Annotated in this window: 17 protein-coding genes; 15 read left to right on the forward strand and 2 right to left on the reverse strand. The window is 47.4% G+C overall.

Annotation, left to right across the window (positions count from 1 at the left end; translation table 11 throughout):
• Position 1 precedes the first annotated feature (1 nt).
• The 11 genes from nadA (at position 2) to yajC (ending at position 8538) form a co-directional block, all read left to right on the forward strand.
• Positions 2 to 1105, forward strand: a complete 1104-nt coding sequence (gene nadA / locus ACWJJ4_RS06625) for a quinolinate synthase NadA (RefSeq protein WP_025649684.1) — start codon at positions 2 to 4, stop codon at positions 1103 to 1105.
• A 126-nt stretch (positions 1106 to 1231) separates the two neighbouring features.
• Positions 1232 to 2437 carry a SafA/ExsA family spore coat assembly protein gene (gene safA, locus ACWJJ4_RS06630; RefSeq protein WP_060674717.1) on the forward strand — a complete coding sequence of 402 codons (1206 nt, stop codon included), beginning with the start codon at positions 1232 to 1234 and terminating at the stop codon, positions 2435 to 2437.
• Positions 2438 to 2584: 147 nt separating this feature from the next.
• Complete coding sequence (locus ACWJJ4_RS06635; protein ID WP_069013531.1) at positions 2585 to 3178, forward strand: YhcN/YlaJ family sporulation lipoprotein; 594 nt, start codon at positions 2585 to 2587, stop codon at positions 3176 to 3178.
• Between the two features lie 133 nt (positions 3179 to 3311).
• The gene (locus tag ACWJJ4_RS06640) at positions 3312 to 3431 is read left to right on the forward strand and encodes a hypothetical protein (protein ID WP_007612850.1); all 120 of its coding nucleotides are present in this window, start codon (positions 3312 to 3314) and stop codon (positions 3429 to 3431) included.
• Positions 3432 to 3562: 131 nt separating this feature from the next.
• Positions 3563 to 4072, forward strand: a complete 510-nt coding sequence (locus tag ACWJJ4_RS06645) for an intercompartmental signaling factor BofC (protein WP_012118093.1) — start codon at positions 3563 to 3565, stop codon at positions 4070 to 4072.
• 134 nt (positions 4073 to 4206) lie between these two features.
• Positions 4207 to 4812 (forward strand): Holliday junction branch migration protein RuvA, encoded by a 606-nt coding sequence (ruvA, locus tag ACWJJ4_RS06650; RefSeq protein WP_003152683.1) that lies wholly within the window; start codon positions 4207 to 4209, stop codon positions 4810 to 4812.
• 10 nt (positions 4813 to 4822) lie between these two features.
• Positions 4823 to 5827: a Holliday junction branch migration DNA helicase RuvB gene (ruvB, locus tag ACWJJ4_RS06655; protein WP_003152685.1), complete on the forward strand. Its 1005-nt coding sequence runs from the start codon at positions 4823 to 4825 to the stop codon at positions 5825 to 5827.
• Positions 5820 to 6020: a DUF2905 domain-containing protein gene (locus ACWJJ4_RS06660; RefSeq protein WP_003152687.1), complete on the forward strand. Its 201-nt coding sequence runs from the start codon at positions 5820 to 5822 to the stop codon at positions 6018 to 6020. Before ruvB ends, ACWJJ4_RS06660 begins: the two co-directional genes overlap by 8 nt.
• A 25-nt stretch (positions 6021 to 6045) precedes the next feature.
• Positions 6046 to 7074 carry a tRNA preQ1(34) S-adenosylmethionine ribosyltransferase-isomerase QueA gene (gene queA / locus ACWJJ4_RS06665; protein WP_003152692.1) on the forward strand — a complete coding sequence of 343 codons (1029 nt, stop codon included), beginning with the start codon at positions 6046 to 6048 and terminating at the stop codon, positions 7072 to 7074.
• A gap of 27 nt (positions 7075 to 7101) precedes the next feature.
• Positions 7102 to 8247 carry a tRNA guanosine(34) transglycosylase Tgt gene (gene tgt / locus ACWJJ4_RS06670; RefSeq protein ID WP_007408186.1) on the forward strand — a complete coding sequence of 382 codons (1146 nt, stop codon included), beginning with the start codon at positions 7102 to 7104 and terminating at the stop codon, positions 8245 to 8247.
• Between the two features lie 30 nt (positions 8248 to 8277).
• Positions 8278 to 8538, forward strand: a complete 261-nt coding sequence (gene yajC, locus ACWJJ4_RS06675) for a preprotein translocase subunit YajC (protein ID WP_003152695.1) — start codon at positions 8278 to 8280, stop codon at positions 8536 to 8538.
• Positions 8539 to 8590: 52 nt separating this feature from the next.
• Here yajC and ACWJJ4_RS06680 read toward each other — a convergent pair whose 3' ends face one another.
• Positions 8591 to 8977 carry a TIGR04086 family membrane protein gene (locus ACWJJ4_RS06680; RefSeq protein ID WP_003152697.1) on the reverse strand — a complete coding sequence of 129 codons (387 nt, stop codon included), beginning with the start codon at positions 8975 to 8977 and terminating at the stop codon, positions 8591 to 8593.
• A gap of 166 nt (positions 8978 to 9143) precedes the next feature.
• Between ACWJJ4_RS06680 and ACWJJ4_RS06685 the strand changes: the two genes are divergently transcribed.
• Positions 9144 to 9800: a DUF421 domain-containing protein gene (locus ACWJJ4_RS06685; protein ID WP_003152699.1), complete on the forward strand. Its 657-nt coding sequence runs from the start codon at positions 9144 to 9146 to the stop codon at positions 9798 to 9800.
• 7 nt (positions 9801 to 9807) lie between these two features.
• Here the strand turns inward: ACWJJ4_RS06685 and spoVB are convergent, their stop codons facing one another.
• Positions 9808 to 11364, reverse strand: a complete 1557-nt coding sequence (spoVB, locus tag ACWJJ4_RS06690; protein ID WP_454021519.1) for a stage V sporulation protein B — start codon at positions 11362 to 11364, stop codon at positions 9808 to 9810.
• 115 nt (positions 11365 to 11479) lie between these two features.
• Here spoVB and ACWJJ4_RS06695 point away from each other — a divergent pair, with 115 nt between their 5' ends.
• From ACWJJ4_RS06695 to ACWJJ4_RS06705, 3 genes are all read left to right on the forward strand, one after another.
• Entirely contained in the window at positions 11480 to 11776 is a 297-nt protein-coding gene (locus ACWJJ4_RS06695; RefSeq protein WP_007408189.1) for a post-transcriptional regulator, read from the forward strand.
• Between the two features lie 36 nt (positions 11777 to 11812).
• The gene (secDF, locus tag ACWJJ4_RS06700) at positions 11813 to 14032 is read left to right on the forward strand and encodes a protein translocase subunit SecDF (RefSeq protein WP_454021520.1); all 2220 of its coding nucleotides are present in this window, start codon (positions 11813 to 11815) and stop codon (positions 14030 to 14032) included.
• A gap of 132 nt (positions 14033 to 14164) precedes the next feature.
• The gene (locus ACWJJ4_RS06705; RefSeq protein WP_012118088.1) at positions 14165 to 14662 is read left to right on the forward strand and encodes a cation:proton antiporter regulatory subunit; all 498 of its coding nucleotides are present in this window, start codon (positions 14165 to 14167) and stop codon (positions 14660 to 14662) included.
• The last annotated feature ends 27 nt before the right edge of the window (positions 14663 to 14689 follow it).

Raw genomic sequence — 14689 nt, forward strand, 5'->3', positions numbered from 1 at the left:
GATGTCTATTTTTGACGTGTTAACTGCATCAGCCGAAATGATGCCGAGCCATTATAAAGACATGAGCACCGGAGAAATGGAAAAGCGTGTCGCCGCCATTAAACGGGCTTTCGGAAAGCGCCTGTTCATTCCGGGGCATCACTATCAAAAAGACGAAGTGATACAATTCGCCGATACGGCAGGTGACTCCCTGCAGCTTGCTCAAGTGGCGGAAAAAAATAAAGAGGCGGAATATATTGTGTTTTGCGGCGTGCATTTTATGGCGGAAACCGCTGATATGCTGACTGATGATAACCAAACCGTCATTTTGCCCGACATGCGCGCCGGATGCTCGATGGCTGATATGGCAGATATTCAGCAGACGGACAAAGCATGGCAAGAGCTTCAAGAACTGTACGGTAACACCATCATTCCGTTAACATATGTTAACTCGACGGCGGAAATTAAAGCATTCGTCGGACGGCACGGAGGAGCGACCGTCACCTCTTCGAATGCCCGGAGTGTGCTGAAATGGGCTTTTAAACAAAAAGAAAGAATTTTATTTTTGCCGGATCAGCATTTAGGCAGAAATACGGCCTATGACCTCGGCATTCCGCTGACAGAAATGGCTGTATGGGACCCGGGGCAGAACCGATTGCTTACTGACCATCCGGAAAACATTAAAGTCATCCTTTGGAAAGGGCATTGCTCCGTACACGAAAAGTTTACAGCGGAAAATATTTCTCAGCTGCGGCAGCGGGATTCCGGCATCCGCATTATCGTTCATCCGGAATGTTCGCGGGAAGTGGTCTCGCTCAGTGACGACAGCGGGTCTACCAAATATATTATTGATACGATTGAACAGGCAGAACCGGGAAGCAAGTGGGCGATCGGCACGGAAATGAATCTTGTTCAGCGCCTCATTCACTCGCACCCGGATAAACAGATTGAATCATTGAATCCCGATATGTGTCCGTGTCTGACAATGAACAGAATCGACCTGCCGCATTTATTGTGGTCGCTTGAGCAGCTTGAAAAAGGCGAGCCGAAGGGTGTCATTAAAGTTCCGGAAGCGGTTCGGACAGAAGCGCTTCGTGCTTTGAACAGAATGCTGAGTCATACGTAATCATAAAAATTTCCCCTCCTTCCCAAATTTTTTATCATCATGCCCAGTCCACCGGCATATAGTGTGAAGAAACGTATTGTAATGACAAATGTACCGTTCACGTTTTGTGCATAGGAGGGGAAAACGTTGAAAATTCATATCGTTCAAAAAGGCGATTCGCTCTGGAAAATAGCTGAAAAATACGGAGTTGATCTTGAAGAGTTAAAAAAACTGAATCATCAGCTTAGCAATCCAGACTTAATTATGCCTGGAATGAAGATAAAGGTGCCTTCAGAAGCCGTTCCGGTCAGAAAAGAGCCCAAGGCCGGCTTCGGAACGTCTGCGCATAAGCATGAGCATCCATATGCCAAAGAAAAACCGAAATCAGTTGTGGACATTGAAGACACCATACCGGAAGAACCGAAGCCGTCAATTCCGTATGTGCCGCCAATCCCTGAAAAGCATGAAAATGTGCTGCCGGAAGCTGATATGAACCAATATTATCCGTCCAATCAGCTGTTTCAGCCGTGGTCGCCTCCTAAGCCGGAGGAACCGGTGACACATTTTGTCGAGCCGAAAGAAAAAGAGCATGACAATAACATTCCACAACAGGAGGAAATGATCAACATGGAAAACGCGAATTACCCGAATATGCCGAAGGCGCCTGAAGCCGGTAAGATGGAAGAAGAAAACGCCGCTTATCATCTGCCGAACATGCCAAACATTCCGAATGTCCCGTTTCCGAATATGCCGGCCGTTGAACCGCCTTTTATGCATTACCCGATGCCGTGCATGCCTTGTCCTTGTCCGGTTCCGGTGACACCGATGCTGCCGGGTTCGGGACTATGCCATCCGTGCTTCCCGGTAGGCGGGGGTTTCGGCGGTTTTGGAGGAGGTTATGGAGGCTTTCCGGTAATGCCGATGCCGTTACCGTACGGATTCCATCATCACGGATTCCATCATCCGGGATTTGGGCCGCAAGCGGGTTACGGTGAATATGAAAACCAGGCCCATGAAAATGCAGAGCATTATGATGGTTCTGCATCCGGTTTCGGCGGTGCTCCGTACGGTCAAATGCCGTATTACGGCGGATATTCGTCACATTACGCAAACGCGCCTCATCATGATGGAAAATATAAGGATGATGATTGCGGCTGCCATGATTCACATCACCACCACCATCATCACCACGGTTCACATCACCATCACGCAAATATGCCTGTGCAGCCGTATCCGAATGTGGGTGCAAACGCCGGATATTTTATGCCTTACGGCGGAGCAAATCCTAATGCCGCGCCGAATCAGCCGAGTCCAAATCAAGTATTCGGACGGCCGGAGGAAGAAGAAGATTAATGTTTCGGGACGATGTATGTCGTTCCTTTTTTTATGTCCAACTGAGGAATGGACATAACTGACAAGCTTAAACCCGCCGTCGGCCGCACATCCTAAACATGAGCGGAAAACGCTCAAACAGCGATGAATCCACGGGGGGTTTTTCCATTGGGTAAAAAACTGATGACGATCGCAGGCGTTTTAGCCGTGACGGCAAGCTTAACGGCATGCGGAGCAAATAATGCCATGAATGACGGACGCTACAATCAGTCAACACGTCCGGTCGGATATTATTCGAATGATAATGATAACGGCAGACGCCAGTACGGAATGGACCATCAAGGACCCGTTTCTGAAATGATGGAAAACCGAAACGGCCGTCATAATACGACAAACGTGTCCGACCAGTATGCGCCTAATGACGGGGTTCCGTTAACGACGGACGGCACATATAACGGCCGAAATGTCAATACGCCGCCGGCAGCAATGTCTTATAATGGGTATGACAACGCCGAAAACATCAGGCTGGCGGCAAAAGTTGCAAACCGCGTGAAAAAAGTAAAAGGCGTACAGGATAGTCAGGTCATCGTGACTGACACGAGAGTCGTCATTGCCGTCAGAACAAATCATCCTTTTACGAAAAATGATGATAAACATGTCAAACATGCGGCCAAAAAATTTGCGGACGGCCGTACAATTCAAGTGTTTACCGACAACGCTACTTTTACAAAGCTGCAAGACATGAACAGAAACAGCCGTTAAACGGGACTGCCGGATGATTTCATCCGGCAGTATTTTTATGGATAAAGCTTCATCATTTCTTTACATATTCTTAAAACGCTCTTTATGTTGCGGTGGTAACATAAAAGTAATAAAACGTAACGGAGGGGCCGGAATGAAAAAAACGGAGCATGACAAAAGCCGCGGAGCAAAAACTGTGTATCTGACCGTAAGGGGATACCGGCTCAAACTGACGCCCGGACAGATGAAACTGATTTCAGCCGGCCGGGCATAATCATCGGGGCAGCCCTCATATAGAGGCTGCTTTTTTTCGGCTGAAACAGACAAATGAAAGAAAACGGTTAAGCACCGGCATCTTTGGTCAAACTAGCATCAAGAGTTTGATTGAATAAAGAGGTGTTATTGGTGAAACGAATTTGCGGTGCTCGTCTATTGTTTATGCTTATCTTATCGGCTGCAGTCCTGATTTGCGGAGGAAAAGGCGCATACGGGGCGGAGGTTGAGCATTACGGGCCGCTTCGGGTGCACGTCCAGCTGGAAAAGGTCTATCTGGACGGTGATGTCGGCATCGAACATACGGATGAAACCGTTTTGGCGATGGAGGATTTTTGGGCCGCATATGCGGGCTGGACGCTCGTTGAGCAGAAAAAAGGCTTCGTCCTTTTCCGTAAGCATGTTGATGACATTTCTCCGCTCAGTAAGGTTAACGGTTATATCGGCGTCACGGACGGAGGCGTCATCTCCACTTTTCACGGCCGTCCCGGATCGCTGGCCGAGCCGATTCAATCTTTCTTCCAGATTGATATAGAAAGGCTGGAAAGCCGATTGCAAAAGCACTTGGAACACGGCATACCGTACAGGACAAAAGCGGAGTTTGAGAGCGTGATCGATCATATTAAGACTTACAGCGGCTGACTTTGACGCAAGACATGTGACACATGTCTTTTTTTTCTGAATGGAAGGTGTCAAAGCGAACATACGTTAACTTTTCTATAAGACTTTGGCTGTTTTTGTGTTACAATGATAAGCAGTCAAAGAGGTGAATAGGTGTGATTGAATTCGTGAAGGGGACGATTGATTATGTATCTCCCCAATACATCGTGATTGAAAACGGCGGAATCGGCTATCAGGTCTTCACTCCGAATCCGTTTATTTATAAGGTAAGCAATCAAGAGACCATTTTTACGTATCATCATATAAAAGAAGACGCCTTTTCTTTGTACGGTTTTTCAACCCGGGAAGAAAAAGCGCTTTTCACAAAGCTGCTGAACGTCACCGGCATCGGGCCGAAAGGGGCCCTCGCCATCCTCGGTTCCGGTGACCCCGGAGCCGTCATCGAAGCGATCGAACAGGAAGATGAAGCCTTTTTGGTGAAATTTCCGGGTGTAGGCAAAAAAACGGCGCGGCAGATTATTCTTGATTTGAAAGGCAAACTGGCCGACGTCGTGCCTGAAATGATTGACAACCTGTTCAATCATGAAGCGCGCATTGAAAAACAAGAGGCTGAAACGGCGCTTGACGAGGCGCTTGAAGCGCTTAGGGTTCTCGGCTACGCCGAAAAAGAAATTAAAAAAGTGCTTCCTCACTTAAAAGAGGAAACGGCGCTTTCAACAGATCAATATGTGAAAAAAGCATTGCAAAAATTATTAAAGTAAGGTGATGTTCATGGATGAACGGCTCGTTTCAAGTGAAGCAGACAGCCATGAATCAATAATCGAGCAAAGCCTCAGGCCGCAGAATCTCGCCCAGTATATCGGCCAAAAGAAGGTGAAAGAAAATCTGCGCGTGTTTATCGATGCGGCGAAAATGAGGCAGGAAACGCTGGACCACGTTCTTTTATACGGGCCTCCGGGTCTTGGGAAAACAACGCTTGCGTCTATCGTGGCCAATGAGATGGGTGTGGAGATGCGGACGACGTCAGGTCCCGCCATCGAAAGACCGGGAGATTTGGCAGCCATTTTGACGGCGCTCGAACCAGGGGATGTGCTGTTTATAGACGAAATTCACAGGCTGAACCGCTCGATTGAGGAAGTGCTGTACCCGGCGATGGAGGATTTCTGCCTTGATATCGTCATTGGAAAAGGCCCGTCCGCCCGCTCCGTCCGTCTCGACCTTCCCCCTTTTACGCTTGTAGGAGCGACGACAAGGGTCGGATTATTGACCGCACCGCTCAGAGACCGGTTCGGGGTGCTGTCGCGCCTTGAATACTATACGCAGGAAGAGCTGACAGATATCGTGTCAAGAACGGCTGACGTTTTTGAAGTGGATATCGAAGAAGCTCCGGCTCTGGAGATCGCCAGACGGTCAAGGGGAACGCCGCGGGTTGCAAATCGGCTTCTCAGAAGGGTGAGAGATTTTGCCCAGGTGCTCGGCGACAGCCGCATCACGGAAGAAATCGCTCACGACGCGCTCGAACGTCTTCAAGTCGATGCGCTCGGCCTTGACCATATCGACCATAAGCTGCTGATGGGCATGATCGAAAAATTCAGCGGCGGTCCCGTCGGCCTTGATACGATTTCCGCGACAATCGGCGAAGAACCGCATACAATAGAGGATGTGTACGAACCGTATCTGCTGCAGATCGGATTTCTCCAGAGGACGCCGAGGGGACGGGTCGTGACTCCGGCTGTGTATGAACATTTTCGATTGGAGGCGCCCGCCCGTGACTGACTTTCCGAAGGTTCTCATGGTTCTCGGTGCCGTTTTGCTTATTGCCGGCGCAGTCTGGCACTTTGTCGGAAGGCTGCCCGGAGATATTTTCGTTAAGAAGGGAAATGTTACATTTTTCTTTCCCGTTGTCACTTGTATTGTGATCAGTGTAATACTATCCATTCTGCTTAATTTTTTCGGCAGAATGAAATAACAATAGACAGAATAAAGGTGAAATGATGAAAGTCGATTTATTTGATTTTGAACTGCCTGAACGCCTCATTGCCCAAGTGCCGCTGAAAGAGCGTGACGCATCGCGGCTGATGGTGCTCGACAAACAGACGGGCGGGCTGACGGACAGTTCATTTAAAGAGATTGTAAGCTTTTTTAATGAAGGGGATTGTCTCGTCTTGAACAATACCCGTGTGCTGCCTGCAAGATTATTCGGCACAAAAGAAGATACGGGAGCGAAAGTGGAGCTTCTGTTATTAAAACAGGAAGAAAATGATACATGGGAAACGCTCGTAAAGCCGGCGAAACGCGTAAAAAAAGGAACGGTCCTGACATTTGGCGACGGCCGGCTGACAGCGGTCTGCACGGAGGAGCTTGATCACGGAGGCAGAAAAATAGAATTCCGGTATGACGGGATTTTTTACGAAGTGCTTGAATCACTCGGTGAAATGCCGCTGCCTCCTTATATTAAAGAGCAGCTTGATGATAAAGAACGGTATCAGACCGTCTTTTCAAAAGAAATCGGATCTGCCGCAGCTCCGACGGCCGGACTTCATTTTACGGAAGAGATTCTGGACGAGCTGAAGCAAAAGGGTGTGCGGATTGAATTTATCACACTTCATGTGGGACTCGGCACATTCCGCCCAGTCAGTGCGGATGATGTGGAAGAGCATAACATGCACGCGGAATTTTATGAAATGACGGAAGAAACCGCCGCCTCTTTAAACGAGGTCAGAAAGGCGGGAGGGCGCATCGTGTCGGTCGGGACGACATCAACGCGCACCCTGGAAACCATTGCCGGCGAGCATGACGGCGTATTTACCGCTTCAAGCGGCTGGACGTCCATCTTCATTTATCCGGGATATGAATTTAAAGCGATTGACGGCATGATCACCAATTTTCATCTGCCGAAATCTTCCCTTATCATGCTCGTTTCTGCGCTTGCCGGCAGAGAGCATGTTCTTTCCGCCTACCGTCATGCGGTAGAAGAGGAATACCGTTTCTTCAGCTTTGGCGACGCCATGCTGATTATCTAATTTGAATGACAGGAGGCCTCATACAAAGTGGCTGAACAACCGATACGTTATGAATTTATAAAGGAATGCAAACAAACGGGAGCGCGGCTGGGCAGAGTTCATACGCCCCACGGCTCCTTTGAGACGCCTGTATTTATGCCGGTCGGCACGCTTGCTACGGTAAAGACGATGTCTCCGGATGAGCTGAAATCTATGGATGCGGGCATTATTTTAAGCAATACGTACCATTTATGGCTCCGTCCGGGACACGATATTGTAAAAGAAGCGGGCGGGCTTCATAAGTTTATGAACTGGGACCGCGCGATTTTAACAGATTCCGGCGGTTTTCAGGTCTTTTCATTGAGCAAGTTTCGTAATATAGAAGAAGAAGGCGTTCATTTCCGCAATCACTTAAACGGAGACAAGCTGTTTTTATCTCCGGAAAAAGCGATGGAAATTCAAAACGCCCTCGGCTCTGATATCATGATGGCGTTTGATGAGTGTCCGCCGTATCCGGCAGAGTATGATTACATGAAACGCTCTGTGGAACGGACCAGCCGCTGGGCGGAACGCTGCCTGGAGGCGCACGGGCGCTCAGATGAGCAGGGTCTGTTCGGAATCGTACAAGGCGGAGAATACGAAGACCTGCGGACACAAAGTGCAAAAGACTTGGTTTCGCTTGATTTTCCGGGGTATGCCATAGGCGGATTATCTGTCGGCGAGCCGAAGCACGTCATGAACCGAGTGCTTGAGTTTACAACTCCGCTTTTACCGAAGGACAAGCCGAGATATTTAATGGGTGTGGGTTCACCGGATGCCTTAATTGACGGCGCCATCCGCGGCGTGGATATGTTTGACTGCGTACTGCCGACCCGGATTGCCCGAAACGGCACGGTGTTTACGAATGAAGGGCGTCTGAATATGAAAAACGCCAAATATGAGCGTGATTTCCGTCCGATTGACGAAGAGTGCAGCTGCCATACATGCAAAAATTACTCCCGCGCTTACATCAGACATTTGATCCGCTGTAATGAAACGTTTGGAATTCGATTAACAACTTACCATAACCTTCATTTTCTGTTACACTTAATGGAGCAGGTCAGACAAGCCATCCGGGAGGATCGTCTTGGTGATTTCCGAGAAGAGTTCTTTGAGCGTTACGGCTATAATAAGCCAAATGCGAAAAGCTTCTAAATAAAACCATTCTTGAAAGGAGGGAAACAGATGGGTACTTTAGGCACAATCGTTCCTATTATTTTAATGTTTGCAGTGCTTTATTTCCTGCTCATCCGTCCGCAGCAAAAGCAGCAGAAGGCCGTACGCCAGATGCAGGAAGAGCTGAAAAAAGGGGATTCAGTGGTGACAATCGGAGGATTGCACGGCACTGTTGATTCAATTGATGAAAGCAAGGTCGTCATTAAAACAGGTGATAACACCCGTTTAACATTTGACCGCCGCGCAATCAGAGAAGCTTCCGCTGAATAACAGCGAAGCTCATACATACAAAAAAAAGAGCGGAGAATCCGCTCTTTTTTTATTACGCTGATCTGCTTCCTTTCAAATTCACTCCGAAAATGCCGCCCAGCATACTGACTCCCAAAAAGCCGAGATGAAACAAAAGCTGACCGGATGTAAACGTTTTTCCGAACCCTAAATATTGAAACAGCAAGATGATTAATGAAAAACAGACGGCGGTTAACGCTCCGATCATCCAGCCTTTTTCCTTCGCTTTGCCGCCCGATATAAAACCTCCCGCAAATAAAGAAAGAAAAGAAAGCGCGGTGATCAGCCAGCTGAAAGATGATTCTTCCATTGAGGTAACCGTCAGTAAAAGCGAAATCGCCAAACTTGTAAGAAGCATCACCGCAAAAATAGCCACTAAACCGTACAAAACGCCTCTTCCCACTTGTTTCGTTTCTTCCATTTTTATCTCCTCTCCGCTCTGCGGCCTGATATATGACAAGCCGGAGCCCGTCTTTTTCTAAATGTATTCTCTGAATGTTCGAATTAGACGTAAATGCATGATGTTCAGCCCGTTTATTACATAATTCAGAGCCGATGGCAAATGCTATGACCGTTGGAGGTGCGATATGGAAGATATTTTCATTATTACGTTTCGTACGATTGTGCTTTATTTTATCATTCTTGTGATTTTCAGACTGATGGGAAAACGGGAAATCGGAGAACTGAGCATTTTAGACCTTGTCGTCTCCATTATGATTGCCGAGATTGCCGTATTGGCAATTGAAAATGTAAAAGATAAGCTTTTGCACACAATAGTGCCGATTGTCGTTTTAATGATTATTCAAGTAAGCCTTGCTTTTATTTCGCTCAAAAGCCAAAAAATACGGCAGCTGCTTGACGGAAAACCCACCATTATTATAAAACAGGGAAAAATTGATGAACGGGCGATGAGATCGCAGCGCTACAATTTTGACGATCTTCTTATGCAGCTGAGGGAGAATAACATCGATAGAATCTCTGACGTGTCGTACGCCATTTTGGAGTCTTCGGGCAAACTGTCAATCGTCAAAAAGAAAAACAATAAGGATAAGCAGATGGAAACATCGCTTATCGTTGACGGGGTCATTCAGAACGAGCATCTGGACAGAATCGGGAAAGATAAACACTGGCTTGAAAAAAATTTAGCAAAAAGAGGATATCGCGATCTTTCGGTTATATCATTCTGCACGTTTACGGACGGCGCTTTTTTTATTGATCTTAAAGATGAAAAAGGGGAGCCATAAATCGGTTTCACCGCGTCACGAACTTGCCGATGACCGGAATCCGGATCAGCTCTTCCCTTTTAATCAGCCTGAATAACAGAAGAAGCGCAATGTACAAAATCGAGGTCATTGCAATCCAGCCTGTGAGATTAACAGCCTCTGATCCTGAAAAATGAACGGCGTGCTTGATGATGCGGCTGACATAACCGCAAATGAATATGACGGCAAAACAGAGCGCGTATTCTTTTATTTTAATGCTGATCGGAAGCACCTTGCTTACGGTGGCCGCATGCAGCAGGGTGACAAGGACCATCCCCGTTACAATCGCAAGTGCGGCGCCCATGATGCCCAAGGAGGGCCTGGTCGCCAAAACAAAAATTAGGCCGGTTTTGACAGCGGCGCCGATAAAACTGTTCATCATGGCTGCCCCGGCTAAATTGAGAGCCTGCAGCACCGCCTGAAGGGGCCCCTGAAAATAGTAAAGCAGAAAAAACGGCGCCATCACTTTAACAAATACCGCCGCACTAGTTGATCCGTACATGACGGACATCAGTTCATCAGCGAAAGAGAATAAAATAACCACCGAAATGCCTCCGCTTAAAAGACACAGCCTCATCGCCTGTTCCAGACGGTATTCGACAACTTGCAGCTTTTTTTGCTCCATTCCTTCACTGATCGCAGGAACAAGCGCCGTTGACAGAGAATAGGTTATAAAGCTGGGCAGCGTCAAAACCGTCATGGCAAATCCGGTCAGCTCTCCGTACTGGCTGGTGGCGGCAGCGGTGGCTACTCCTGCAATCGCAAGGCTCTGCGCGACGACAATAGGTTCAAAAAACCAAGATAAATTTCCGATGAAGCGGCTTCCGGTTGTCGGGAGCGACACGCTCATCAGCTGGCGGAAGGTTTCTTTTCCATTTGCAATCGACTTGAAAAATTGTTTTCTGATTCTGATTGTTTTATTTGCTTTAAAACAAATGAATAAATAAATAAGAGAGGCAAGCTCCCCGATGACAGACGAAATCATGGCTCCTGCTGCGGCATATTCAATCCCGTACGGCAGAAACACCGTCGTGCAGACTGCGACAAGTGAAATCCGCACGATCTGCTCAAGCACTTGGGAAAACGCCAGCGGGTTCATATTCTGTCTGCCCTGAAAGTAACCGCGGAGCACGCTGGAGATCGCGATAATCGGCACGACGGGCGTAATCGCCAGAAGCGGGTAAACCGTGCGCTGATCCGTCAGCATCGTTTCGGACATAATCGGCGCAAAGCATAAAAACAGCGGCGTGAAGATGAGACTTAATATCCCAGTGACGGTAAGCGACATCACTAAAATGTGTTTCATTTTCTGCCGGTCCCCCCGCGCGCTTGCTTCAGCGACAAGTTTGCTGATGGCAACGGGGAGGCCGAATTGAGTCAAAGTGGTGGCCAAGAAAAATGTCGGGGCAGCCATCATGTATAAACCGACCCCTTCTTCACCGATAAACCGGGCGATAACCACCCGGTTGACAAAGCCGAGCATTCTCGTAATCATCCCGGCTGCGATGAGAATAAGAGTGCCCCTTAAAAAAGTCTGTTTTGCCATTTTATAAACCCCTGCCTTCTCAAACTACCTGGAATCATATACAATAAAGATATGCGCCGATGTCGTCCGAGCATGACAAGTCTTCGAGAAAAATGGAAAAAGGAGCGAGCGCCCAGTGGAGAAACATCCCGCCGAAATGTACAAAGATCATTTGCGGCCTTTCTTGTACAGTAAACTTGAAGAGTTCAAAATCCTCGGATACGATGATGTTGAGCACGAGAGTTTATGGTCATACTTAATACATAAAAAGTGGAAACAGAAAAAGGAACTGCCGCTGCATGAATTGGCCGGTCATATTTTATCAGTTAAAATTGGCGATTTTATGAACTATGCAACCGTTGAAGCTTTTAAGTCGTCTAATTGGCTGGAAAGCGATGAGGGTCAGGAAGCTTTGGATGAACTGCTGAGATAATGATTTGACGGCATAGGTTTAAGGAGGAAATACATAATGAAAAAAGGACGCTTGATTGCGTTTTTCCTGATCGTATTATTGATCGGCACAGGGCTGGGGTATTTTACAAAACCGGCTGCCGATAATATTACGTTAGGATTGGATTTACGCGGCGGGTTTGAAGTTCTGTACGATGTGCAGCCCGTCAAAAAAGGCGATAAAATCACAAAAGACGTGCTCGTCAGCACGGTGCAGGCGCTGAACCGCCGGGCTAACGTTCTCGGCGTAAGCGAGCCGAACATTCAGATTGAAGGAAATAACCGTATCCGCGTTCAGCTGGCTGGCGTCACGAACCAGAACAGGGCGCGCGAAATTCTGTCAACGGAAGCGCAGCTCTCGTTCAGGGATACGAATGATAAAGAGCTGTTAAACGGCTCTGATCTCGTGGAAAACGGCGCGAAGCAAACCTTTGATCCGACGACGAACGAACCGATTGTCAGCGTTAAGCTGAAGGATGCGGATAAGTTCGGAGAAGTGACGAAAAAAGTCAAGAAAATGGCGCCAAATAATCAGCTTGTGATCTGGCTTGATTACCAAAAAGGCGATTCATTTAAAAAAGAAGTCGTTAAAAAACATCCGAAATATGTATCCGCTCCGAATGTGAGCCAGGAATTAAACACGAAGGATGTCACGATTGAAGGCCAGTTCACCGTTCAAAAAGCGAAGGACTTGGCCAATATTTTAAACGCGGGCGCGCTGCCTGTGAAACTGACCGAAAAATACTCTACTTCAGTAGGGGCGCAATTCGGACAGCAGGCTTTGCATGATACGGTAGAGGCCGGCATCATCGGTATTGCAATTGTTTTCTTATTTATGCTGCTTTATTACAGACTGCCTGGACTCATAGCGGTCATTACGCTTTCTGTATACGTGTATATTACGCTTCAAGTGTTTGACTGGATGCAGGCGGTGCTGACGCTTCCGGGTATTGCGGCTCTCATTTTGGGTGTCGGGATGGCGGTTGACGCCAACATCATCACCTATGAACGGATAAAAGAAGAACTGAAACTCGGCAAATCCGTACGCTCAGCTTTCCGTTCAGGGAACAGACGGTCATTCGCGACGATTTTCGATGCGAACATCACAACGATCATCGCAGCGGTCGTGCTCTTTATTTTCGGGACAAGCTCTGTAAAAGGGTTTGCGACGATGCTGATTCTGTCAATTCTGACAAGCTTTATTACAGCTGTCTTCCTTTCAAGATTCCTGCTCTCCCTTCTCGTGGAAAGCAGATGGCTTGACCGGAAAAAAGGCTGGTTCGGCGTCAAGAAAAAACATATTATGGACATTCAAAAAACGGATGAAAATACTGAACCGCATACGGCATTCCAAAAATGGGATTTCACGAGCAAGCGAAAATATTTCTTTATTTTCTCAAGCGCTGTAACCATTGCGGGAATTATCATCTTGCTGGTCTTTAAGCTCAACCTGGGAATCGATTTTGCAAGCGGTGCGCGGATTGACGTGCAGAGCAATCATGCATTGACGGCGCAGCAGGTTGAAAAAGACTTTGACTCTCTCGGCATGGATCCGGAAAACATCGTGCTCTCGGGTAAAGAGAACCATGTTGCCGCGGCCAGGTTTGTCGGAGAGCCATCTAAAGAAAAGATCGCTGAAATCAAAACGTACTTTAAGGACAAATACGGATCTGAACCGAACGTCAGCACGGTATCGCCGACAGTCGGAAAAGAACTGGCCCGTAATGCTTTATATGCTGTCGCCATTGCATCAATCGGCATCATTATTTACGTATCAATACGTTTCGAGTACAGAATGGCTATCGCCGCAATTGTATCCCTGCTGTATGACGCTTTCTTTATCGTCGCGTTTTTCAGCATTACAAGGCTGGAGGTTGACGTAACCTTTATCGCCGCTATTCTCACCATAATCGGTTACTCGATAAATGATACGATTGTTACATTTGACCGGATACGCGAGCAGATGAAAAAACGCAAGCCGAAGTCATTTGCCGATCTGGAACACATCGTGAATCTGAGTTTGCAGCAAACCTTTACACGTTCGATCAATACGGTCTTGACCGTTGTGATTGTGGTCGTCGTGCTGCTCATTTTGGGCTCATCGTCAATTACAAACTTCTCCGTCGCCTTATTGGTCGGTTTATTGACGGGCGTTTATTCCTCTCTTTACATCGCCGCGCAGCTGTGGCTTGTATGGAAAGGAAAAGAATTTAGAGGGAAAAAATCAATCGAAGAGTAAAAGGAAACAGGCTGTCTTCCGGAAGGCAGCCTGTTTTTTTTTAGGCCGCATTGAACTTAAAACCTGCATTTGCTATAATGACATACGCTTACATAATCAATCATCATTGTAAAAACATGTAGGAGGGTTCTTATGAACGTTCGTGAGTCGGAGCTTCCGGGCATCGGCCAGAAAGTAGAAGTCATTACGAAAAATCACGATAAAATCAGTATTATTCTTCATGATGACGGCAGAAAAGAGCTCTATTACTTCGATGAGAATGATCATGACGAATGCTTGGCATCCGTTGAATTTAACGACGAAGAGGCAAGGCAGATTTCCGCTATTTTAGGCGGGATGACGTATAAGCCGAAAGCGCTGGAATCTGTGGAAGTCGCGCTTGATGACCTCGTCATTGAGTGGTTTAAAGCCGAATCTCATGCACCGGCTGTCAGCCGTACAATCGGAGATTTGGAGATCAAGAAACATTACAACGTCCAGATTATTGCGATCGTGAAGAAAAACCGGCAAAAACAGCTGAGTCCCGGTATTGATACCGTAATTGAAGAAGGGGACACCCTCGTCATATCGGGAGAAAGAAGCGGACTGAAAAAGCTGGTCCGCGAGCAGTTGACGGCCCGGATTTCCTGAGGCCGGGGTTTACTCCCGGGAAAACGG

It is taken from the genome of Bacillus sp. JK62 (assembly GCF_053663455.1).